The organism is Brevibacillus sp. SYP-B805, assembly GCF_011059135.1.
Taxonomy (GTDB): domain Bacteria; phylum Bacillota; class Bacilli; order Brevibacillales; family Brevibacillaceae; genus Brevibacillus_F.
On the sequence record NZ_JAALGD010000005.1, the window covers coordinates 100,178 to 122,562 of the forward strand.

26 protein-coding genes are annotated in these 22,385 nt (G+C 56.8%); 20 read left to right on the plus strand and 6 right to left on the minus strand.

Features of this window, described 5'->3' with window-relative positions:
• Positions 1 to 35 precede the first annotated feature (35 nt).
• From G3578_RS08270 to purU, 14 genes are all read left to right on the plus strand, one after another.
• Positions 36 to 800 (plus strand): lipase family protein, encoded by a 765-nt coding sequence (locus G3578_RS08270; RefSeq protein WP_165211282.1) that lies wholly within the window; start codon positions 36 to 38, stop codon positions 798 to 800.
• Positions 801 to 976: 176 nt separating this feature from the next.
• Complete coding sequence (gene bcaP / locus G3578_RS08275; protein ID WP_165211285.1) at positions 977 to 2,374, plus strand: branched-chain amino acid transporter BcaP; 1,398 nt, start codon at positions 977 to 979, stop codon at positions 2,372 to 2,374.
• A 269-nt stretch (positions 2,375 to 2,643) separates the two neighbouring features.
• Positions 2,644 to 3,381 carry an SDR family NAD(P)-dependent oxidoreductase gene (locus tag G3578_RS08280; protein ID WP_165211288.1) on the plus strand — a complete coding sequence of 246 codons (738 nt, stop codon included), beginning with the start codon at positions 2,644 to 2,646 and terminating at the stop codon, positions 3,379 to 3,381.
• On the plus strand, positions 3,378 to 4,406 hold the full coding sequence (locus G3578_RS08285; protein ID WP_165211291.1) for an S-adenosylmethionine:tRNA ribosyltransferase-isomerase: 1,029 nt from the start codon (positions 3,378 to 3,380) through the stop codon (positions 4,404 to 4,406). The genes G3578_RS08280 and G3578_RS08285 overlap by 4 nt, the downstream gene beginning before the upstream one ends.
• A gap of 21 nt (positions 4,407 to 4,427) precedes the next feature.
• Positions 4,428 to 4,802: a VOC family protein gene (locus G3578_RS08290; RefSeq protein WP_165211294.1), complete on the plus strand. Its 375-nt coding sequence runs from the start codon at positions 4,428 to 4,430 to the stop codon at positions 4,800 to 4,802.
• A gap of 98 nt (positions 4,803 to 4,900) precedes the next feature.
• Positions 4,901 to 5,383 (plus strand): hypothetical protein, encoded by a 483-nt coding sequence (locus G3578_RS08295; protein WP_165211297.1) that lies wholly within the window; start codon positions 4,901 to 4,903, stop codon positions 5,381 to 5,383.
• Positions 5,364 to 5,510, plus strand: coding sequence for a hypothetical protein (locus tag G3578_RS08300; protein ID WP_165211300.1), 147 nt, complete (start codon positions 5,364 to 5,366; stop codon positions 5,508 to 5,510). Before G3578_RS08295 ends, G3578_RS08300 begins: the two co-directional genes overlap by 20 nt.
• A 192-nt stretch (positions 5,511 to 5,702) precedes the next feature.
• The gene (locus G3578_RS08305; protein WP_165211303.1) at positions 5,703 to 6,206 is read left to right on the plus strand and encodes an NUDIX hydrolase; all 504 of its coding nucleotides are present in this window, start codon (positions 5,703 to 5,705) and stop codon (positions 6,204 to 6,206) included.
• A 42-nt stretch (positions 6,207 to 6,248) separates the two neighbouring features.
• Positions 6,249 to 6,848 (plus strand): ribonuclease FAU-1 family protein, encoded by a 600-nt coding sequence (locus tag G3578_RS08310; RefSeq protein WP_165211306.1) that lies wholly within the window; start codon positions 6,249 to 6,251, stop codon positions 6,846 to 6,848.
• Between the two features lie 175 nt (positions 6,849 to 7,023).
• Complete coding sequence (locus G3578_RS08315) at positions 7,024 to 8,208, plus strand: HlyD family secretion protein (RefSeq protein WP_165211309.1); 1,185 nt, start codon at positions 7,024 to 7,026, stop codon at positions 8,206 to 8,208.
• 2 nt (positions 8,209 to 8,210) lie between these two features.
• Positions 8,211 to 8,984, plus strand: a complete 774-nt coding sequence (locus G3578_RS08320) for an ABC transporter ATP-binding protein (RefSeq protein ID WP_165211312.1) — start codon at positions 8,211 to 8,213, stop codon at positions 8,982 to 8,984.
• A complete protein-coding gene (locus G3578_RS08325) occupies positions 8,981 to 10,120 on the plus strand; it encodes an ABC transporter permease (RefSeq protein ID WP_165211315.1) in 1,140 nt (379 codons plus the stop codon). Before G3578_RS08320 ends, G3578_RS08325 begins: the two co-directional genes overlap by 4 nt.
• Before the next feature lie 25 nt (positions 10,121 to 10,145).
• Positions 10,146 to 10,826: a TetR/AcrR family transcriptional regulator gene (locus tag G3578_RS08330; RefSeq protein WP_165211318.1), complete on the plus strand. Its 681-nt coding sequence runs from the start codon at positions 10,146 to 10,148 to the stop codon at positions 10,824 to 10,826.
• 140 nt (positions 10,827 to 10,966) lie between these two features.
• Positions 10,967 to 11,866 carry a formyltetrahydrofolate deformylase gene (purU, locus tag G3578_RS08335; RefSeq protein WP_165211321.1) on the plus strand — a complete coding sequence of 300 codons (900 nt, stop codon included), beginning with the start codon at positions 10,967 to 10,969 and terminating at the stop codon, positions 11,864 to 11,866.
• Between the two features lie 68 nt (positions 11,867 to 11,934).
• Here purU and G3578_RS08340 read toward each other — a convergent pair whose 3' ends face one another.
• From G3578_RS08340 to G3578_RS08355, 4 genes are all read right to left on the minus strand, one after another.
• The gene (locus G3578_RS08340; RefSeq protein WP_481752732.1) at positions 11,935 to 12,804 is read right to left on the minus strand and encodes a YitT family protein; all 870 of its coding nucleotides are present in this window, start codon (positions 12,802 to 12,804) and stop codon (positions 11,935 to 11,937) included.
• A 192-nt stretch (positions 12,805 to 12,996) separates the two neighbouring features.
• The gene (locus tag G3578_RS08345) at positions 12,997 to 13,734 is read right to left on the minus strand and encodes an alpha/beta hydrolase (protein WP_241254526.1); all 738 of its coding nucleotides are present in this window, start codon (positions 13,732 to 13,734) and stop codon (positions 12,997 to 12,999) included.
• On the minus strand, positions 13,677 to 14,336 hold the full coding sequence (locus tag G3578_RS08350) for a CoA transferase subunit B (protein WP_165211327.1): 660 nt from the start codon (positions 14,334 to 14,336) through the stop codon (positions 13,677 to 13,679). The genes G3578_RS08345 and G3578_RS08350 overlap by 58 nt, the downstream gene beginning before the upstream one ends.
• Before the next feature lie 28 nt (positions 14,337 to 14,364).
• Positions 14,365 to 15,060 (minus strand): CoA transferase subunit A, encoded by a 696-nt coding sequence (locus tag G3578_RS08355; RefSeq protein WP_165211330.1) that lies wholly within the window; start codon positions 15,058 to 15,060, stop codon positions 14,365 to 14,367.
• A gap of 927 nt (positions 15,061 to 15,987) precedes the next feature.
• On the opposite strand from G3578_RS08355, the gene G3578_RS08360 reads away from it, so the two are divergent.
• The 3 genes from G3578_RS08360 (at position 15,988) to G3578_RS08370 (ending at position 17,987) form a co-directional block, all read left to right on the plus strand.
• Positions 15,988 to 16,518 carry a VanZ family protein gene (locus G3578_RS08360; RefSeq protein WP_346773978.1) on the plus strand — a complete coding sequence of 177 codons (531 nt, stop codon included), beginning with the start codon at positions 15,988 to 15,990 and terminating at the stop codon, positions 16,516 to 16,518.
• A gap of 163 nt (positions 16,519 to 16,681) precedes the next feature.
• A complete protein-coding gene (locus tag G3578_RS08365; RefSeq protein WP_165211333.1) occupies positions 16,682 to 17,083 on the plus strand; it encodes a S1 RNA-binding domain-containing protein in 402 nt (133 codons plus the stop codon).
• 97 nt (positions 17,084 to 17,180) lie between these two features.
• The gene (locus G3578_RS08370; protein WP_165211336.1) at positions 17,181 to 17,987 is read left to right on the plus strand and encodes an alpha/beta hydrolase family protein; all 807 of its coding nucleotides are present in this window, start codon (positions 17,181 to 17,183) and stop codon (positions 17,985 to 17,987) included.
• A gap of 51 nt (positions 17,988 to 18,038) precedes the next feature.
• Here G3578_RS08370 and G3578_RS08375 read toward each other — a convergent pair whose 3' ends face one another.
• The gene (locus tag G3578_RS08375) at positions 18,039 to 18,413 is read right to left on the minus strand and encodes a hypothetical protein (RefSeq protein ID WP_165211338.1); all 375 of its coding nucleotides are present in this window, start codon (positions 18,411 to 18,413) and stop codon (positions 18,039 to 18,041) included.
• A 162-nt stretch (positions 18,414 to 18,575) separates the two neighbouring features.
• On the opposite strand from G3578_RS08375, the gene G3578_RS08380 reads away from it, so the two are divergent.
• On the plus strand, positions 18,576 to 18,743 hold the full coding sequence (locus G3578_RS08380; RefSeq protein ID WP_165211341.1) for a hypothetical protein: 168 nt from the start codon (positions 18,576 to 18,578) through the stop codon (positions 18,741 to 18,743).
• 94 nt (positions 18,744 to 18,837) lie between these two features.
• On the opposite strand, the gene G3578_RS08385 is transcribed toward G3578_RS08380, so the two are convergent.
• Positions 18,838 to 20,367: an FMN-binding glutamate synthase family protein gene (locus tag G3578_RS08385; RefSeq protein WP_165211344.1), complete on the minus strand. Its 1,530-nt coding sequence runs from the start codon at positions 20,365 to 20,367 to the stop codon at positions 18,838 to 18,840.
• Between the two features lie 216 nt (positions 20,368 to 20,583).
• Between G3578_RS08385 and G3578_RS08390 the strand changes: the two genes are divergently transcribed.
• Positions 20,584 to 20,937: a response regulator gene (locus tag G3578_RS08390; protein ID WP_165211347.1), complete on the plus strand. Its 354-nt coding sequence runs from the start codon at positions 20,584 to 20,586 to the stop codon at positions 20,935 to 20,937.
• 132 nt (positions 20,938 to 21,069) lie between these two features.
• Positions 21,070 to 22,314 (plus strand): helix-turn-helix domain-containing protein, encoded by a 1,245-nt coding sequence (locus G3578_RS08395; protein WP_165211350.1) that lies wholly within the window; start codon positions 21,070 to 21,072, stop codon positions 22,312 to 22,314.
• Positions 22,315 to 22,385: the final 71 nt, after the last annotated feature.

Genomic DNA, 22,385 nt, shown 5'->3' on the forward strand with positions numbered 1-22,385 from the left:
AGGTATGAAAAATACCCATGAAGGAGGGGGCCCGGTTGCAAGCGGGAAGCAAGTGGGAACAGGAAATCTTTTTGGCCGCCGTCTGTTATCAGGCGATGGAGAGGTATTGGGACAAACGTCGTTTTGTGTTGCCGAAGGGATATCGGCTGGTTGCATCCCTGGGAAACAGCGGCTTTCCACGGCTGGGAATCATCCTCGCATCAAGGCGAAACATCATTGTGGCATTCTGCGGGACGCAAAATCTCCCTGGGCTGGCGGCTGATCTGGATGTCGGGCGGGTGCGATTCCCATTTCTCTCCAATAGCGGAAAAACGGCACGCGGCATAACGGAATTGTACGCCGAAGTGATCCGCCCAAAAGTGTTCGGCACGCTGAAGAGGCTGCCGCAGAAAAAAGTGGTGATTACAGGCCACAGCATGGGCGCTGCGCTGGCGACGCTGTGCGCCCTCGATGTGGCGGCAAACACCAGGTTTTCCCGACCGACCGTGTGCACGTTCGGCTCACCGCGTGTCGGCAGTCCCCGATTTGCGAGGGTTTTTAACAACAGGGTGGGCCGCAGCATTCGTATCGTCAACGCCTATGATGTGGTCCCTCGGCTGCCTCCCGGTTTGTTCGGGTTAGGCTACCGGCACGTTCAGCGGAAACAGGTGGTTTGCTTCCAAAACGGTAATCCGGTTGCCAATCACGAAATCCGCCGATACTTCGACGCCTTGTGCAGGGAGAACCCCTCTTACTGCCGCAAGCTCTGCAGGACGCAAGTCGGTTTCTGTCCGAAACCTGATGGCGGTGCGAAAAAATAACGCGAGTCTGCCCAATCCGGCAGGCTATTTTTTTATAGTTGAATTTTTTTTAATGAAAATACAAAAATTTTCACTATACTAACTCTTCAGTTCCACGTATAATAGCTCCTTGTTGATAGAAATGCAAAAAACTCACAAACTAATCGGAACAACCATTCATCTGGAGGTGCGACATCATGGGGTTCATGCGGAAAAAGTCAATCGAGGCGCTCATTGAACAAACCTCGGAGAGCAGGGGCTTGCGCAAAGAGCTGGGCGCTTTCGACCTGACGATGCTTGGAATCGGAGCGATTATCGGAACGGGCGTCTTCGTCCTGACGGGAATTGCTGCGGCAAAACATGCAGGACCGGCGCTCGTTCTTTCGTTTGTTTTGGCAGGGTTGGCCTGCGTTTTTGCCGCGCTGTGTTATGCTGAATTCGCTTCCATGGTACCGGTGTCGGGAAGCGCGTATACTTACAGCTATGCGACGTTTGGGGAGTTGCTGGCCTGGATACTGGGGTGGGATTTGATCCTGGAATACGGGGTTGCGGTATCTGCTGTTGCCAGCGGCTGGTCGGGCTACTTCCGGGGGCTTCTGGAAGGATTCGGAATCAAGCTGCCGACGGCCCTGACAGGCGCGTACGATCCGTCCAAGGGAACGGTGATCGATCTGATGGCCGTGCTGATTATCCTGCTGATCGCGTTCTTGCTGGTGCAGGGGGTGCGCGAGTCGGCCAAGGTCAACAACGTGATCGTGGTCGTCAAGGTGGCGGTGGTCCTGCTGTTCCTGATTGTAGGGGTCGGCTATGTCAAGCCGTCCAACTGGACGCCGTTCATGCCGTTTGGCTTCACTGGCGTGGCGACCGGGGCGGCTACCGTCTTTTTCGCCTTTATCGGCTTTGATGCCGTCTCCACGGCGGCGGAAGAGGTGCGGAATCCGCAGCGCAACATGCCGATCGGCATCATTGCTTCACTCGCCATATGTACGGCATTGTATATCGCGGTTTCGTTGGTATTGACGGGCATCGTTCCCTATGAACAGTTAAACGTGAGCGATCCGGTCGCCTTTGCCCTTCGCTACGTGCAACAGGATTGGGCGGCGGGTTTGATTTCCCTTGGCGCGATTTGCGGGATTACCACCGTGCTGCTGGTCATGATGTATGGACAGACGCGGCTGTTCTTCTCCATGAGTCGGGACGGTCTGCTGCCCAAAATTTTCTCCCGCATCCATATGGAGAAGCAGACGCCGGTGCAGAGCACGATGATCGTCGCAGGGCTGGCCGCTTTCTTCAGCGGATTTGTTCCGCTGGAAAGCCTCGCGAAGCTGTCCAATATCGGCACGCTGTTTGCGTTTATCGTTGTCTCAATCGGTGTCATTGTGCTTCGCCGGACCAATCCGGAATTAAAGCGAGCGTTTCGTGTTCCCTGGGTTCCGCTGGTGCCGTTCCTGGCTGTGATTTTCTGCGGCTATCTGGTAATCAGCCTGCCGGCAACCACTTTTGTAAGTTTCTTCCTCTGGCTGGCGTTCGGCGTGGTCATCTATTTTGTCTACGGACGGCGGCACAGCAACCTGGCGCGGGGAGCGCGGGACTGAGAAGAAGGGGAACGTTCAGGTCAACGCTTCAAAGATGGAGAAACCGCTTTCATGCGGTATGCTCCATCTTTTTGTACTTTCAGGAAGTTAAGTTCGCTAACGCGATAAAGGTTGAAAGTATAAGAAAAACTTCGGCTTTCGCCATTAAGACTGGGCGACAAGCCGAGTTTTTTTAATTTTTTCCAGGGAGTGATTGACATCTCATACTTATCAAAATAAAATACATATTAAACAAAAAAGTATATAAAATAACAGGGAGATGGTGGACGATGAGCAGAGAACCACAGGTCGTGATGATTACCGGAGCCTCCCGAGGATTGGGAAGGGCGCTGGCTTTGGCGTTTGCCCGCACAGGCGCGTCGCTGGCGATCTGCGCGCGGAACGAAGAGGCGCTGCTCGGCGTGAAGCGGGAGGCGGAAGATGCGGGGGCGGCCCAGGTGCTGGCGATCGCCGCTGATGCTTCCCTTTCCCGCGATGTGGAGCGCTTCGTTGCCGTTGCGGAGGAGGCGTTTGGAAAAATCGATGTCCTGATCAACAATGCGGCCATACTCGGCCCCAGTCCGATGCCGTATCTCCTTGACTATCCGGAAGCCGATTTTCTGGAAGTCCTGCGGGTCAACACGGCTGGCCCGTTCCTCGTCACCCGCCGCGTGCTGCCGGGGATGCTGCAGCGCGGAGACGGGTCGATCATCAATGTAACTTCGGAAGCGGGCATCAACGGCTATGCCGGCTGGGGCGCATACAGCGTCTCCAAGTTTGCCGTCGAAGGGCTGACCAAGGTGTGGGCACAGGAAGTGGACGGCACGGGCGTGCGGGTGAACATGGTGGATCCGGGCAGCATGAATACCGTGATGATGCATCAGGCCGATCCCGAACCCGATTACCCGCTCGCCGAACCGGAGAGCGTCGTGGACGTCTTCCTGTATCTGGCCTCCGATGCGGCACGGGGAATCAACGGCCAGCGCTTCTGCGCGCAGGCGTTTGACCGGGAGGAGATGTCCCGATGACTGCGGCCGAACCGTTTTCCTTCACGCTGCCGGCATCGCTGAACGCCTGCATGCCGCCGGAGCGGAGGGGAATCCGGCGCGATCACGTGCGCATGCTGGCGGTGGAGCGGGCGACAGGAGCGATGGTTGATGGCCGCTTTTTCGAACTTCCCACATTTTTGCGGCCGGGGGATCTGCTGGTGCTGAACGCCAGCCGGACACTGCCGGCATCGCTGTCGGCCGAATGGCACAATGGCCGGAAAGTCGAAGTAAGGCTGGCCCGCCGTGTAACCGACCGCGAATGGCAGGCGCTCGTGGTGGGGGAGCGGGCGGCGGCGGGAGAGACGCTGCGCTTCTCCGCCGACTTGACGGCCCGCGTGCTGGAGGCGGCCCCGGGGACACCCCTGGTGACTCTCTCCTTCTCGCATGCGGGCATCGACCTGTACAACCGGATCTATCGGCTGGGGGAACCGGTCCGGTACGAATATGTGGATCATCCCTGGGAGCTTGATTACTACCAGACGGTCTACGCGAGCGCACCCGGGTCCGTGGAGATGCCGTCCGCAGGCAGGGCGTTCAGCTGGGAGCTGCTGTTCCGGCTTCGGCGGAAAGGGATCGGGATTGCCTACCTGCAGCTGCATACCGGGTTGAGCGATCTCCTGGACGATTCCCGGCCGCATCATCCGGCCGAACATGCGGAAGCATACGCGGTGCCAGCCGCGACGGCTGAAGCGGTGAACCGCTGCAAAGCCTCCGGCGGCCGGGTGATCGCCGTCGGGACAACGGTTGTGCGGGCGCTGGAGACGGCGGCGGATGAGCGGGGAATCGTGGCCGCGCAGACGGGCTGGACCCGGCTGCATATCGACGGCGGGTACCGGCTGCGGGCCGTAGACGGGCTTATCACCGGGTTTCATGAACCCCGGGCAAGCCACCTCGACCTTCTCACCGCCTTCCTTGGCCCCGACCTGTTGGGCCAGGTGTACCGGATGGCGCTGGAGAAGGGGTATCTCTGGCATGAATTCGGCGATATGAATCTGATTCTGTAGGAGGTCTGGAGGCAGTCAGGGATGAGGTTTCATCATGCGGCGCTGGAAGTGAGCGATCTGGACCGGTCGCTCGCCTTTTACCGGGAGCGGCTGGGATTTGTCGGGGAGCGGCAGTTTGCCTGGCAGGGCGAAAAGATCGCCTTTCTGGCCTTGGGCGAGATGCGCCTGGAGCTGGTGGAAACGGGGAAGAGGCCGCAGCATGGGCAGTCGCCTGTCCATCTGGCCTTTCATGTGTCCGATCTGGCCGACGTGATGCGCAGGTTTGAGCAGCAGGGTTTGCATCCCGAGGAAGGCCCGTATCTGCTGGACAATGGTTGGAAAACGGCGTTTTACCTCGGGCCGGACGGGGAGCTTCTGGAATTTTTGCAAACGGAAGAGGACAAAGGCGGCGAGTGAATGCGTCGCTTCAGGGGGAGGGTGCAACCTTGTGGAACATTTTTCCTTTTTATTCGTATATAGGATGTGAAAGGAAAAGTGATCCGGAGGGATTCGAAGTGAAACCGATTCGCCTTTGGCTGTCTATTTGCATGATTTGTGTACTTGGATGGTCCGGATTAAGCCGCTCCCTGGCCTTCGCAGCCAACACCAATCCCGCCCGATCAGAAACGATTCTATCCGAGTCCTCGGTCGAACATATGAGAAGAGTGGTCGTACATTCATCAGAAATCCTGCTCGAAGAAAAATGGTATAACCCTGCAAACGGAAACGAGCGCACAGATACGATTTCCTACTATAGAAACCTCGTTGAAACAAGCAGCCCCATAAAAACGATCGGATTTGACAAGTGGATCTATCAAGGGAATCGCGGTTATCATATCCACATGCAAGAAGGAAAAATAACAGGAGAAACATGGCTTAGACCGCAATTCAACAAACCATATGATTCATTGTTTACACATGTTATCCAGAGCTATCAAGACGGAAACATATGGAAACCGCTTGGCTACAGGCTTGCCGATGAAAGAAGAGGACTATGATGAGAACGGCCAGATCATGCAAACCCGTTTCTATTTCTTTGATTACGTAAGTGACCCCTTTGGTGATCTTTTCAAAAACCTGGCAGGTCCGACCAACGAAGTTGTTCCGCTGCAAGAAATAAAGTGATCAAACAGAAAATCCAAGCGAAGAAGGATATCGCTTGGATTTTTCTTAGTTGTTCTTCTTCGCTGACTCCTGGAAGCGGTCCACAAGGGGAACGGCGGAATCGGGAAAGCTTGCCATAGCCAACGTTTTGACGGCTGTGGTAAAGTGGGAGAAGGAAATGATTCCCGCTTGGCGCGAAAGAGGAACGAGACGATGAACATTTCTGCGGCATATACCCTTTGTTTCGTGAAAAGAGGCGATGCCCTCCTGATGCTGAACAGAAACGCCTGGCCCAATATGGGCTTGTGGAACGGGCTTGGCGGCAAGGTGGAACCCGGGGAGACGCCGGCTCAGAGCGTGGTTCGGGAAGTCCGTGAAGAAGCGGGGATATCGCTGGTGGACGTCCGTTTCGCCGGGATATTGACGTGGATCCATGAACAGCGCAGCTCGGACATCCACCTCTTTCTGGCCGAACTGCCGGAGGATTTCCCCTATCCGGCCGTGCGGGAGACGGCAGAGGGGATCCTAGCCTGGAAACCGATCGCGTGGGTGCTGCATCCGCGCAATCTGGGCGTGGTCAGCAACATTCCGCGCTTCCTGCCGGAACTGCTGGCGGGGAAACAGCCGTGCCGGTTCCTGTGCCGCTACGAGGGAGAAACGATGGTGGAATATACGGTGTCAGCGCTGGAAGCACGCATGACCGAAATGACGAAGTGATGCGCCCGGATCGAACAAATCTTTTATTTCGGAGTGGAGCGGATGAGACGCAGATGGGCAAATCGACGTTTGGGTTCACGGGTGAACGCGCACGAATTAGCCGTACATGCTGTGGAGAAGGCGGGATTCAGGGGGTATGTGTCCAGCTGGACGCTGACGGACGTGCAGGAACCGTTAACCTTCACTTACGGAGACAGGCAGGTCTGCGTCGCCGATAAAGGCTATACCTGGCTGCAGTACTTTCCTGCAGGCGAAGCGTATACGCTGACGGCGATGTATGACGCGGCCGGTCAGGTCATCCAATGGTATTTCGATATGTGCAGGGAGCATGGCATCGGGGATGACGGCGTCCCCTGGTTTTATGACCTGTATCTGGACATCCTGGTGCTGCCGACGGGCGAGGTGATGGTGCTCGACGAGGAGGAGCTGGAGGCTGCGCTGGTCGATGGCATCGTTTCGGCGGCCGAGTACGAGCTGGCTTGGCGGACCGCGAGGAAGCTGCTGGAAGAGATCGAGCGCGGCCATCTTCCCGCACAGCTGGAGCAAATCCGGGAAGAGATCGCTGCACGGGATCATGCCATGATGCACGGCGAATCCGGCCCGGCGGGGAAGAACGACAAGGCTGTCGCTCGGAAGACATAACCTGGCAGAGACCGCCCCTTTATTGGGGGGCGGCCTTTTTATGTGCGAAACCCTCGTTTACTTCCCTCCCATTTTTTCCAAACAGGGATTTACAGGGATCGACAGGAGGGATATTATGAAAGAAAAGGGAATTGTGAGTGAGTACTCACTTCGGAATATCGTGGGAGGGAATGACATGCACAAACGAAAGGCATCCTTGCTCGGCGGCAGCGTGCTGCTGCTCTTCTTGACCGCTTGTTCGGCGGATACGGGCCTGTCGGACCTGTCCGGCACCATTGAGGCGGAGGAAGTGCCGATCGTGGCGGAAGTAGGCGGCAGCGTCTTGAGTGTGCAGGCGGAGGAAGGGGACGTGCTGAAGAAGAATCAGGTGATCGCGGAGCTGGATAAACGCAGCTACCAGATCGGCGTGAACGAAGCGGAAGCCGTGCTGGCCCAGGCAGCGGCCAAGCTGGAAGAAGCGAAGGCCGGCACGCGCAGCCAGACGGTGAAAAAAGGAATCGCCGGCGTGCAGCAGGCGAGCGCCAACATCCAGCTGAGCGAGGCGCGGCTGAAGCAGGCGCAGGCCAATCTGGAGAAAGCCAGGGAACAGTTGGCGCAGGCGGAATCCCAACTGGCAGGGGCGGAGCGGACGCTGGCGTATCAGCAGCAGCGACTGCGGGAAGCATTGGAGCTTTACCAGAAAGGGGCGCTCGCCAAGCGGGATTTTGACACGCAGCAGGAGGCGGTCAATCAGGCCGAGACGCAGGTGAACCAGCTGAAGGCGCAGGTTTCCGCAGCAAGGGCCCAGTATGCAGGCGCCCAGGAAGATCTGGAGGCGGCACGCGCCCAGATCGCCACGGCCAAAGCCCAGTGGGAAAGCTCCGCAGCCGAACTCGATCTGCTGCAGGAAGGCAGCACGGACTATACCATCAAGCAGTTGATCGCCGCCGAAAAACAGGCGCAGGCCAAGCTGGATCTGGCCAAGCTGCAGCTTGAAAAAGCGACGATTACCGCACCGGAAGACGGCATCCTGCTGCGCAAAAACATAACCGAAGGGGAAGTCGCCAAAGCGGGTGCCACCCTGTTTACGATGATGAGAAAAGACAAGCTGAAGGTGAAGGTGTACATTCCGGAAGCGGAGCTTGGCAGCGTCCGCGTCGGGGAAAAAGTCAGCCTGAAAGCGGACGCGTATCCGGACCAAACCTTTACGGGTGTGATCCGATCCATCTCCGACAAGGCGGAATTCACCCCGAAAAACGTCCAGACCAAAAATGAACGCACCAAGCTGGTATTTGCCGTAACCATCGATGTGGAGACCGGGCTGGATAAACTGAAGCCGGGGATGCCGGTGGATGTGCGGCTGGGTCAAGGGGTGAAATAACCATGGAGTACGCCATTCACTGTGAAAACCTGACCAAACGCTTCGGCGACCGCATCGCGGTCAACAGCCTGTCGATCTCGATCCGAAAAGGCTCGATCTACGGCTTCCTCGGGCCGAACGGTTCGGGCAAATCGACGACGATCCGCATGCTGTGCGGCCTCCTGGTGCCGACCTCCGGCAAAGGAACCGTACTCGGGTACGACGTGATGACCCAGAGCGAGGAGATCAAACAGCGCATCGGCTACATGTCGCAGAAATTCAGCCTGTATGAAGATCTTACCGTGGAAGAAAACCTGGACTTCTACGCCGGCATCTACGGCATTGACGGAGAACGGCGGAAACAGCGCAAAAAAGAGCTGATCGCCATGGCCGGATTAACCGGCAGGGAGAAGCAGCTTGCCGGTTCCTTGTCCGGCGGGTGGAAACAGCGGCTCGCCCTCTCCTGCGCCCTCCTGCACCAGCCGGAGCTGCTGATCCTGGATGAGCCGACCGCAGGGGTCGACCCCGTGTCGCGCCGCATCTTCTGGAACGTGATCCGCGATCTGGCCAGACAGGGCATCACCGTGCTGGTCACCACCCACTACATGGATGAGGCGCAGACCTGCGACTGGATCGGCTTTATCTTCTTCGGCAACCTGCTCGCCCAGGGGACGCCCGCAGAGCTGATCGCCCGCCTGCAGGTGGACAATCTGGAAGATGTGTTTGTGACGCTCGTGCAGCGGGAAGAGGAGCGGCAGGCCGCCGCGCGAAACCGCAGAACGGAGGAACGGGCATGAAACGGTTCAGCATGTCTCGCTACCTGTCCATCGTGCGCAAGGAGATCATTCAGATCAAACGGGATCGCCCCAGCCTGGGGATTGCCCTGATGATGCCGCTGCTGCTGATGCTGCTGTTTGGCTACGCCGTCAATACGGATGTGAACCATATCCGGACGGCCGTGTGGGACCAGAGCAAATCGGCGGCCAGCCGCGAGCTGGTCGACAATTTTGTAAATACCCAATACTTTGATGTCGCCGCCTACACGGAAAGCTACGCCGAGATCGAACGGCTGATCGATGACGGCACGGTGGATGCGGCCATCGTCATTCCGCCCGATTACGCCCGCAAGCGGGACAACAACGAACCGGTGAGCGTGCAGATGCTGATCAACGGCTCGGACCCGAACATCGCACGCACCGCCAGCGCCAACGCGCAGCTGATCGTGCAGAACAAAGCCATCGCCCTGCAGGAGCGGCGGATGCAGAAGGAAGGCATGGGGAAGCTGGAACAGCCGATCCAGCTGCAGGCCCGCGTGCTGTTTAACCCCAACATGGAGAGCATCGTCTTTAACATTCCGGGGTTGATCGGGCTGATCATGCAGAATGTGACCATGATCCTGACCGCTTTTTCCCTGGTGCGGGAGAAAGAGCGGGGCACGATGGAGCAGCTGATTGTGACGCCGATCCGCCCCTTTGAGCTGATGCTGGGCAAGATTACGCCGTATGTCTTCATCGGGCTCCTTTCCTTTACCATCGTCCTGGTACTGGGCATCTACTGGTTCGGCGTCCCGCTGAAAGGCAGCTTCCCGCTCCTGATGACCTTGTCGCTCTTGTTCCTAATCACGACGCTGTCGCTGGGCATCTTTCTCTCCACCGTCGCCAAAACGCAGCTGCAGGCGATGCAGATGGCCTTTGCGCTGATCCTGCCGAGCGTGCTGCTGTCCGGATTCATGTTTCCGCGCGATACGATGCCAACCGTGATACAATGGTTAGGTGGCTTGGTTCCACTAACCTACTTTTTGGAAATCCTGCGCGGGATCTTCTTGAAAGGGGTGGGTCTTGACTCGCTGTGGAGGGATACGCTGGGGATGGCCGCGTTTTTCGTGCTGATCCTCACCATCGCCATCCTGCGGTTCCGCAAGAAGATCGAGTAGTCTGCGCGAGGAGGGGGCACTGACGATGAGCGAGCACATCTTCGAGGAAAGTTTGAAGCGATATGTCGAAGAACTGAAAGACGAAAAGGAGATGACGGAAAAGCAGCGCCAGATCCTGCGGGCGTCGGTGAAGCTGTTCGCCGAAAAAGGATTTCACGCCAGCTCCACGGCGGATATCGCCAAGGAGGCCGGGGTGGCGGAAGGGACGATTTTCCGCCATTACAAATCCAAAAAAGATCTCCTGCTGGCGGTGGTCGCTCCGGCGCTGGTCAAATTTGCCGCCCCGTTCATTTTGAAGGATGTCCGCAAGATATTGACCGAGCAGGAGCAAAAGCCGTATGCGGAAGTGATGACCATGCTGCTGCACAACCGCCTGCAGCTGATCGGCGCCAATCTGAAGCAGTTCCGCATCCTGCTGCAGGAAGCCTTTTTCCACGAGGAGCTGCAGGAGGCGATCCTGAAATCCGTGATCAAGGAAGTTACGACCCTGGCCGGCCAATTCGCCGAGGAGCGCATTGCCCGCGGCGAACTGCGGCCGCTGCCGCCGGACGTGATTGTCCGCACGTTTGCTTCCATGATGTTCGGCTTGGTCTTGTTCAAATATGTGCTGCCGGAGAAATACGATCAGTACTCGGATGAAGAGCAGATCGCGATGACCGTGGACATCCTGATGAACGGCATTGCCAACAAGCCGGCGCAGCCATAGGGTAAGGCAGGTGGTGCCGAGCCCTTTTTGGCCGCGCGGCTGGCTGCAATATTCGAAATGTTCGAAAGAGCCACTCGGAAAAGGTGCCCGCTTCGTGGTATACTGTTGGGAAACACCTAGATACATAAGGAGTGGAAAGCATGCAAATATTATCGGAGCGGGAATGGAGCCGGTACCGCGAGAAAAACAAAGACCGCGGACGCCTCCTGATCGCTTGTCCCGACCAGCCGGGGATCGTGGCGGCCGTATCCCGCTTCCTGTATGAGCAGGGAGCGAACATTGCCCAATCGGACCAATACACGACCGATCCGGAAAACGGCATTTTCTACATGCGCGTGGAGTTTGATCTCCTGGATCTGGAGGGGCGGCATGCCGAGCTGTGCAGCCGGTTCCGGGAGGTGGCGGAGCGCTTTGACATGCGCTGGTCGCTGGTGGAGGCCAAAAAGCGGAAGCGGATGGCGATCTTTGTCTCAAAGGAGGATCACTGTCTTCTTGAACTGCTGTGGCAGTGGAATTCCGGCGCCCTGCACGCCGACGTCGCCATGGTGATCAGCAATCATCCCGACTTTCGCGAGATGGTGGAGTCCTTTGGCATCCCGTATTACCATATCCCGGTGACCAAAGAGACGAAGGCGGAAGCGGAAACCGAGCAGCTTGCCCTTGTCAGGCAGGGGGTGGATCTGATCGTGTTGGCGCGCTACATGCAGATTCTGTCGCCGCGCTTTCTGGAGGATTTCCCGAACCGGATCATCAATATCCATCATTCCTTCCTGCCCGCCTTTGTCGGCGCGAAACCGTACGAGCAGGCGTTCAAGAGGGGAGTGAAGCTGATCGGGGCAACCGCCCACTACGTGACGGAGGAGCTGGATGCCGGCCCCATCATCGAACAGGACGTCCAGCGCGTCACGCATGCGGACGATGTGGAAGCGCTCAAGCAGATCGGCAGGCAGGTGGAGCGCACCGTCCTGGCCCGCGCCGTCGCCTGGCACCTCGAAGACCGCGTGCTGGTGCATGGAAACAAGACCATCGTCTTTCCATAACGAAAAAAAGCCGGGCAGGGGAGAATCCGGACAGCCCGATTCCCCCACGCACCCGGCTTTTGTCATGGCTAGTGGATATCTTTCTTCTTAAATCTGCCGCCTCTCACATCATGGATGTTGCCGATCGCCAGGAAAGCGGACGGGTCCACCTCTTCCACGATCGACTTCAGCTTGGCTTCCTCGAGCCGCGTGATGACGCAGAAGATCACTTTTTTATCATCCCCCGTATAGCCGCCTTCCCCGGTCAGATAGGTAACCCCCCGGCCGAGGCGGGCGAGGATGGTATCGCCGACCTCCTTGTGATGATCGCTGATGATCCATACCGACTTCGACTCCTGAAACCCTTCAATGGTCAAGTCGATCATCTTGAAGGCGATGTAGTAGGCGATCAGGGAAAACATGGCCCGGTCCCAGTCAAAGACAAAACCGGCGCTGCTGAGAATGAACAGGTTGAAAAACATCACGATCTCGCCGACGGAAAACGGCGTTCGTTTGTTCAACAGAATCGCCACAATCTCCGTACCGTCCAGGGAGCCGCCGTTGCGGATCACCAAACCGACCCCGATTCCAAGGATAATTCCGCCAAAGACAGCGGCAAGCAAGGGATTATCCGTCAAAGCGGGGACGGGATGCAGCAGGGTGGTGCCGATAGACATGACGGTGACGCCGAACAGCGTGGAGATGGCAAACGTTTTGCCGATCTGCTTGTAGCCGATGATGAGAAAAGGCAGGTTGAAGAGAAACAGGAACAGCCCCAGCGCCCACTGAGTGAGATGGGCCGTGATGATCGAAATTCCGACAATTCCGCCATCAATAATGTTGTTTGGGACCAAAAAAATCTCCAGTCCCACCGCCACCAATGTCGCACCAATCAGGATAAACAGGGCGCGCCGAATGATTTTGGGCAGCGACTGCCGCTGATGGGCAATTTTTTGGATGGTGTCGTGCAAAAAAACCTCCCCCTTTCCGTACTCTCTCTCTATAAGTATAAAGGATTTCCCTTGGAAAGTCCCGTTTGGGAGCAAATGGCTGCGCATATCTGACCATGATGGAAGCCATCCCCCATGACATGCGGACGTTCTCAACAAACAAAATGCAGCCAGCTTTCACGGGAAGCATGGCTGCATGCTTTACGGATTCGGGCTGCCGATACTCTTGATTTTGTTCACGATCAAGGCGATCGCCTCATCCGCCTCCGGTCCGTGCAGAAGCAGATGGCCGGAGCGGGTGAAGAGATGGGTGGTCACGTGCCGGCTGCCGACTGCGTTGCGCAGGTGTTCGGCGCTGACGGCTTGCACGGTATCGTCCAGCTGTCCCTGCAAGATCGCGTACGGGCAAGTGATGTCCGGAAGCATCGCCTTGGTCTCTGCCAGCAGGCGGCGGAATTGCAGCATGCTGGCGAGGGGAATGCGTGTGGCACCGCGCACGTATCGGGGGAAATGCGCCTGGAAATCGTCGGCCAGATTGCGCAGTGCCTGCCGCACGTCCCAGTAGTAATACGGGGTATTGATGGTAAACAGCCAGGCGACCGGATAGCGGACCGCCAGTTGAAAAGCGAGCAGCCCGCCCATGGAAAAGCCGATGATTACAATCGCATCGGCCCGCATGCGCAGGCGCTTGTACCCTTCTTCCGCCGAAGCGATCCAGTCGTGCCGGGTGCTTTTGACAAGCGCGCGCCGGTTCAGGCCGTGTCCCTCCAGTGTGGGACATTCCACGGCATAGCCTTCTTCTTTCAGGGCCCGGGCGAGCGGGAGCACTTCGCCCACATCGCCCGCAAACCCGTGCAGAACCAGGCAGCCAAGCGCAGCCATCAGCCGAGCGCAATCGTTTTCAGCTGGGGAGAAACCAGCAGCTTCGGCTGGGTGCATGCCTGAATATCCTCAACCGTGTAGCCTTCCGCCACTTCCGTCAGGACGAGCCCTTCCGGGGTTACATCGAGGACGGCGCGGTCCGTGATAATGCGGTTGACTACCTGTTTGCCCGTCAGGGGCAGGGAGCACTGGTTCAGGATCTTGGGTTCGCCATGCTTGTTGACGTGTTCCATGATCACGACGATGCGTTTCGCGCCGTGTACCAGATCCATCGCACCGCCCATGCCTTTCACCATTTTGCCGGGAATCATCCAGTTGGCCAGATCTCCCTGCGCCGATACCTCCATCGCGCCGAGGATGGCGAGGTCGATATGGCCGCCGCGGATCATGGCGAACGATTCCGCGCTGGAGAAGTAGGCGGCGCCGGGGATGGCCGTCACCGTTTCCTTCCCGGCGTTGATCAGGTCCGGGTCCACTTCCTCTTCCGTCGGATACGGCCCGATCCCCAAAAGACCGTTCTCCGATTGCAGGACAACCGATTTGCCGGGCGGGATGTAGTTGGCTACCAGGGTAGGCATGCCGATTCCGAGGTTGACGTAGAAGCCGTCCTGGATCTCCTGGGCGGCGCGCATGGCAACTTGTTCACGAGTGAGCGTCATAGGTATCCTCCTTTTTTCTCCCGTTGTTCTACTGCGTGCGGACGGTGCGCCGCTCGATCCGTTTCTCGAAGGACGGGGCCTGAATCAGGCGCTGTACGTAGATGCTCGGCGTATGAATCTGATCCGGGTCCAGTTCTCCGACCTCCACGATCTCTTCCACTTCGGCGATCGTAATCTTGCCGGCCGCCGCCATCATCGGATTGAAGTTGCGGGCTGTCTTGCGGTACACCAGATTGCCCAACTTGTCCGCTTTCCACGCCTTGATCAGCGCGAAATCGCCGGTAATGCCCCGTTCCAGCAGGTACTCCTTGCCGTCAAAGACGCGGGTCTCACGCCCTTCCGCGATGGGGGTGCCTACGCCTGCGGGAGTGTAGAAGGCGGGAATGCCGGCACCGCCTGCCCGGATACGCTCTGCCAGCGTGCCCTGCGGAGTCAGTTCAACCTCCAGCTCACCGGCCAGGAATTGGCGCTCAAACTCCTTGTTTTCTCCCACATAGGAGGAAATCATCTTTTTGATCTGTTTTTCCCGCAGCAAGAGTCCCAATCCCCAATCGTCCACGCCGCAGTTGTTGGAGACGACGGTCAGATTTTTGACTCCTTTGTCCCGCAGAGCGATGATCAGGTTTTCCGGAATGCCGACCAGACCGAATCCGCCTACGAGCAAGGTGGCGCCGTCATGGATGTCGGCCACGATTTCCGCATAAGAGTCATAAATCTTTGCCATGAACTTCACTCCCGTCAGTATTCTCTGAACACGTTTTGTGAAAACGCTTCCTTTATCAAGTTTAATCTTATCAGACAACAGAGGGAGGGGGGAAGTGGTTTCGTGCAAAATAGGAGGGATTGTCCGGAAAGCAGCTTTGATCCTGGGAAGGCAAGCTTTGGTTCCTTAAAGTGATGAAGCAGTGTAAAACAGGTGGGGGCCTGCGCTATCCTTCTTGGTGGTGGATCTGCTTCCGGAAAAAGTACGATCGGCGATCGGTATGAAAAAGACTTGCAAAAGCATCGCTCAAAAAGACGAGGACGGAGAGATTGTCCATGATCCTGACAGACTGGACCAATTCTACCGGAAACAAGGTCTAATATCGTAAAAGAATAATAAGCATGGTAATACATCGCATTATGGAGGTGTTGCCATGTGCCGGATTCGAGACATGATCTTTTTAAAAAAATAACCGAATCGGTTAAAATGAACGGGAAAGAATATATGCGTCACTTATGTTGAGGAGAATAAGAGAAAAATAAAAAAGACCAAGGGAGAAAAAAAGTAAAACGGAACAACGGCGCCCATATTAAGGCTGTTGTTGAGCGAAACGAACGTAAGTTGGCTGAGTTAAGAGGCGTTCAATTGTCGAATCGTGAGGCAGCCGCTGCTTCTCAGACTCGATAATAAACATCATCATATGTAAAAGTTGGCCTTACAGCCTGTAGACAAAGTTCCGAAGTCTGCAGGCTTTTTTGGTTCCAATTTAGGGGGGCGCAGTCCTTCGTATTCCTCCCAGTAGTAGACCGGCATCAGCTTGATTTCTCCCTTGTACGCCTCTTTCGCTTCCTGCGCGGAGATAACAGCAAAAAAAGCACGGACGTTTGTTGTGAGCACCTTTTGCGTTCCGATATAATGCTAATGATGTCAAAATCGGAGGAGGAGAGAGTGCGTACCGTCAAAATCGCCATTGACCTGATCTTGGTATGTCTGCTGCTGGCCGGCATCTGTTACGCTTCGTCGCAGCCCTATGAGAAGCAGGATATCCGCAAACCCATCGAACAGCATCTGGGGGGCGGGCTGTTGGAGCAGCAGCTGGACGGGCTGTCGTTTCAGTACGCCGGAAAGGAACTGAACATGCAAACGGTCGGCTTCGCCGCGTTGGTCGAATTTTTTATCCGCAAGGGAACGCATTTTCTCACCTTTGCCCTGCTGGCCCTCCTGGTCTACCGCTTCCTGCGCAATCTGTGCACGCCTGCGGTGGCGATCCCCTGGAGCGGACTGATCAGCCTTTTTGCCGCCGTGCTGGACGAGTGGCATCAGACGCATACGCCCCATCGCACAGGCATGCTGGTTGACGTGCTGCTGGACGCTGCGGGCATTTTCACCGCCCTGTTGGGCATCGTCCTGCTTGCTGTGCTTTTCCGCAGTTCCCACAGTCCGACCCGCTGGCATCACCGCCGGGAACAGCGATTCTGAGTAAGGAAGGGGCCGTCCCCCCGCTTGTCGCGGAAACTGCCGGGCGAAAAGGCATGCGGAAGATTGACGTTTCATAAAATGATATTCTCTGCTATACTGAAACTGAGGCTTCAGGTAGAGGTTCTCGATACTTTCTCGAATCAATAAAAGGAGTGCAAACTTAATGGCAGTACAAGTGGGAAGCATCATCGAGGGAAAAGTGACAGCCATCAAGCCGTTCGGGATGTTTGTGGCGATCAGCGAAACGGAACAAGGGCTGGTGCACATTTCCCAAGTGGCGAATGGTTTTGTCAAGGATATCAACGAACACTTTTCCGTCGGAGACACCGTCAAAGTAAAAGTGCTCTCCATTGATGATGCAGGTAAAATCTCGCTTTCCGTTCGGGCTGCCCTGCCAGTGGAAAACCGCGATGACCGGCGTGGCGGCAATCGCGGCGGCGACCGCGGCGGGTACGCAAAACGCGACAGCGCTTCTTCCTTCGAAGACAAGTTGAAGAAGTGGCTGAAGCACAGTGAAGAGAACCTTGCCACCATTAACAAGAAGCAAGCAAAACGCGGCTACTAAGCCTGACGATAACGCAGGGAGCTGCCCCACCATGCCGGGGCGGCTCTTGTTTATTTTTCCTTTTTGGGCAACACTACCGGAAAAAGGGGGATTTTGCATGATTGCTGCCGACCTGTGCCTCCCGGATTCCCTGCTTGACATCAGGGAAGAGCCCTCCGTCATCACGGGAGTCAACCTTTATACCATCACCTACCCAAGCGGCGGCTTTCGTGTAAAGGCCGCCCTGGCGGTGCCGGAGAGCCCGAAGCCGCTGCCGGCGCTGTTGTACTGCCGAGGCGGGATCAATCGGGTGGGAAGGGTACGGCCCGAGCGGATTTCGCAGATGGCTTCTTTCGGTCACATCGTATTGGCTCCCTACTACCGGGGAAGTGAAGGAGGAGAGGGGCGGGATGAATTCGGCGGCGCGGAGCGGGAAGATGTTTCGATGGCGTACGGGCTCCTGCGCCGATGGCCGCTGGTTGATCAGAACCGCATCAGCCTGTACGGCTTCTCCAGAGGCGGAATGATGGCGCTGTTGGCGGCGGCGGAGCATCGCGGTTTTCATGCGGCGGTCGTGTGGGGCGGCGTAAGCGATCTGCTGCTGACGTATGAGGAGCGGCCCGACCTGCGCCGGATGCTGCGGCGGATTGTGGGAGATCCGGTGAAGCGGCGGGACGCCTACATAAGCCGCTCGCCTCTTTACCGTGTGCAGGAGATCCATTGTCCGGTCCTGATCATTCATGGAACGGAGGATCAAAACGTCAGCGCGTCCCACGCGAAGCGGCTGGCGGATGCCCTGGCCGCCTGCGGCAAACCGCACGAGCTGTGGCTGGCGGAAGGGGAGGGCCATCTGTTTGATTCCCGCCAGCTGGAAGCCTACACCCGTCGTATGTTCGCCTGGCTGGCGCAATCGTTCGATCGGTAACGGCAGCAAAACCACGCCCCAGTCAGGAGCGTGGGCTTGCGGCCGGACTCATCAGAAACGATGTCCCCGTTGGAGCGCCACCTGATTGTCGGTGGCATGGGCAGCGTGAGGCGCCAGCGGAACGGCAGGGATCTGGCCGGTGTGTTGCATGGCATATGGACTGTAGAATTGCTGCAGGGACTGGATGGCTTGCGGCATGATGTCGCCCCGGTAGACGAGGGCAACGGGAGATACCACGTTGGCGTAAGCGGTGTGCCGTTCATCGTAGGGAGGCTGGTTGGCAAACCACTGCGCCTGGCGGGAATGGAAGGCTGCCTGCTGCTGATGGTACTGGGCCTGCTGCTGGTGCGCTGCGGCATACTGCTGATGGGTCTGGGCCAGTTCATGGCGTTCGTGGTGTTGCGGATGCGGAAAACGTGCCATCATCGTCATTCTCCTCCTGAATGGAACCGTTTTGGAAACATGGCGAGCATGCGCTGCCGTTATGAGTATGTCCAGAATAGCGGCGATCATGTATAAAGCCGCACCGGCAACGGCATCCTATAGGAACCAGACACAGGCGGCTGCTGCCGCGAGAGGGGGATGCAGATGCCTAGAGAGTTTACGGAGATCCCGCAGGTGGACATACCTGACGAAATCACCCGGGTGGATTTGCCGGAAATCGGGGAAACAACGCCCCATCCCCGGCCCGACAGTCCGCAGGCAATGCGGGATGCAAGCGAAACGAACCAGGCCGCCATCGGGTTTGTGGAATAGGAAAGGCGCCGACTGGAAGAGCGCCGCGTAACGCCTCCGTTCATGGAAAAACGGGGGCGTTTGATTTCAGCCCCCTTCTCTCCCGCTCATCGTGTCAAAACCTTTGGAACAGGCTCAACACGCTTCGACGCTTTCTCTCCGCTGCGGAAGCCATGTCCGGTATTTGAATCGGCGTAACGCCGGTGGGTTCCTCTTCATTTGACGATGCGCCGGTGATGATATCATAGGGTTGACTGACCAGCCGAACCTTCGTTACCTTGCTCGTCCATTCGTCAAGCGCGACCAGATCGTCCGCATTCACTTCCCTCAAAGAGGTTTTGCCCAACGCACGAATGGCTACTTTCATCTCTTCCACAAAGGAAATAAAAAAATTTTCCAGAGACAGCGCCGCCTTTTCCTCATCAAACTCGTCCTTTTGGTCGCCTGAGTAAAAGACAAGTTGGGTTGGAGGTTCCCACGGTAAGCTTTTTGTCACCTGATCATGGGTCATAGCCCAAAGCAGGGCTGTTCCCAAATAAACACCGTCCGCTCCCAAGGCGATCGCTTTCAAGCATTGGCCAGGCGTAGCATATCCTCCACCGCTCAAGAGGCTGATCCGGTCTTTGACTCCCCGCTTCTGGAGATAGTGAACAACACGAGACAAGGCGAAAATCGTCGGCAGCCCAAAGTCGTCTTCAAGAATGGGCGCACCTCCTTTGGTACCTGCCTGCCCGCCATCCAGACTGATAAAATCCACCCCAGCCTGTATAGCCGCTTCCAGGTCGGCTTCCAGCTTCCCGCTGGCACACAGCTTCACGCCAATGGGGATGCCTCGGGTTATGGTGCGCAGTTTATCGACCAGGGACTGCAAGTCCTCCTGTTTGGCAATTTCCAAATGACGGGAAGGGATGACGAGGTCTTCATCGTCAGCAATCTGCAGAAGCTCACGGGCTCTTCCCTCCAAAAAGGCGGACGGGATTCTGCTCGCAGCCCCTGCGGTTGCTCCTTGACCGAGATGAATCTCGATGGCATCTGCCTGTCTGAGAATCTCCGGATCTTTTGACCAATGACCGGAATGGTACTGCAGGATGTAATATTTGGCGCAATTCCTTTCTTCGGGCAAGAAAGGTCCTTCGCCTGAGTTGGTCGCTGTTCCCACCGCAGCCGTTCCGTTCGCGATGGCGATTTTTACTTTCTCGGATACACCGATCCCGTATCCCATCGCGCCCGCCAGCAAGGGGATGTTCAGGATGAGCGGCTTTTTGGCACGCGGGCCGATCGTAATCATCATTTCTACGGGTGCATTTTCAGGTGCCGGAAGCGTGGCAAGCTGAGCGGGTGAAAAAACCAGACCGTCAAAATCCAGATACTTGCGTGGACTGCCAAACGGTCGTTCGATTACTCCTCCGCTGGCTGCACGCAGGCTGTTTTCAACGACAATCCGGGGACTTGTTCTCGTGAGCGCCGATACCAACTCCCAGAGATTTTCCGGATAACGGTCAGACATCAATCGTTTCATGAAGCGCCCCATCCCCCATTTCATTAAAGGACGGGCCAAAATGATTGCGATCAGTCCTGCACAGAGAATGGCCAGTGATGCACCGGCAAACGCCCCAACGAGAAAGGGATCCAACTTTATGGTCATGTCAGCCTCCTTGCACCCTTTTTCATCCATCATTATTTCGATCTTGAGCGCTGCCTATGCGTCGGGCCCGGAAAGTCCCGGTAACCGGCCACCATCTGCTCCAAGACAGCCAAGCATGTTTTTTATCCATGCCGCGAATTTGTGGATGGACAATTTTCCAATTATCTGCAAAAGTAGTAGATGGGATAATCGGAAAGGCAATTGAGGGGGAGAATGATGGCCCGAATCCTGATCGTAGACGATGCAGCATTTATGAGACATATGCTCGCACAAATGGTTGCCGGCGTACATGAGGTGTGTGGAGAAGCTTCCACCGGGGTGGAAGCGGTGAAAAAGTATAAGGAACTTCGCCCGGACATCGTAACCATGGACATTACCATGCCCGACATGCAGGGAATTGATGCCGTTCGAGAAATCATCGCATTTGATCCGGATGCAAAGATCTTGATGTGCTCCGCGATGGGACAAAGACAGATGGTGCTGGAAGCCATGAAAACCGGAGCCAAGGATTTTATCATCAAACCGTTCCAGAAGGAGCGAATCCTTGATGCGATTTCCCGCTGGGTGTAAGCGGGGGAACAACCATCCACGGATAGAAAGCAGACGGGCCCGTCTGGCTGTGGCGTTGCTGTAGCCGGGCGGGTTTTGTTCTTGCTATAATCGTAAGTAAGCTCGTTTTTGTGGAAAAAGAGGGTGTGAACTGTGTCCGTTCAGCCTGACTACTTTGAACAATACCAAAATGCCGATATCGACGAATTGGCCGATGCCATCGGCGAACTGCTCAACAACCCGATCACGATCGAGGATGCCGACCACAAGCTGATCGCCTACAGCTCCCATGGGGAAAGCACGGACCAGGCCCGCTGGTCGACGATCATGGGACGGCGCGTGCCGGAGAAAGTGTTGACCCGCCTGTGGAAGGAAGGGGTCTTTCAGCAGCTGCTGACCGAGGATAATCCCGTTCATATCCCGGCCATCGATGAGGTGGGGCTGGGAAAGCGCGTCGCAATCGCCATCCGCAAAGGAAATGACGTGCTGGGCTACATCTGGGCGCAGGAGGTCAACCGGCCGTTTACCGACGCCGACGACGAAATCCTGCGCCAGGCCGCCAGAATCGCCGTGCCGCGCCTGGTGCAGCGGCAGGGAAAGCGCAAGGCGGAGGAGCAGCGCAGAAAGGAGTTTTTCTGGGAGCTGCTGCTCGGCAATCATGCCAGCGAGACGGCGATCAGAAGGAAAGCGGAGAGTCTGGAAATGGAGCTGCCGGCCCCGTACCTGATCTGCATCATCGATGCCCCGGGAGGCCAGCTCGATCGCTATCTTTATCCGCTCATCATGCGCGACAAGCTGCTGTGGGTCACGGACGGCTCCCAGCTGATCCTGCTGATGGGCGGCAAGACGGCCGGCCTGCGGGAGGGCGGATCGCTGGCCAGGGTGACGGAGCAGTTCCTGGCCGAATCGCTGGATAAACTGGGGGATCGCGTGGATGCGGGCAGCCTGGTTGCCGGCTACGGCCAGCCGTACAAAGCTTATACGGATATCGTCCGGAGCTATCGGGAAGCGCTGCACGTGCTCCAGGTGAAGCGCCTCTTCAGCCAGGAGACCCGGCAGATCTACGGGTTTCACGACCTCGGCATCTACCGCTTTCTCCTGCAGCTGAAGAAATGGGGAGAAGCGGAAGGCTACGTCAATAACCGCCTGGCCCGTCTAATAGAATATGACCGGGACAACCAGACCAATCTGAAGGAAACCCTGGAGACGTTTCTCGATACGGCGGGCAAGGCGAATGTCACGTCGCAGCGTCTGCATATTCATATCAATACGCTCAGCTATCGGCTGCGCCGCATCGAAGAGATCATGGAGATCAACCTGGACGACCAGAATCAGCGCACCGCCCTCTATCTGGATCTGAAGCTGGATAAGCTGGGAAAGAGCGCTGACCATTTGTGAATTTTCACAAACAAAGCTCGACAGGATTTATGGAATCACTGAAGAGAATCGCCTGAAAGCGCAGTAAAATG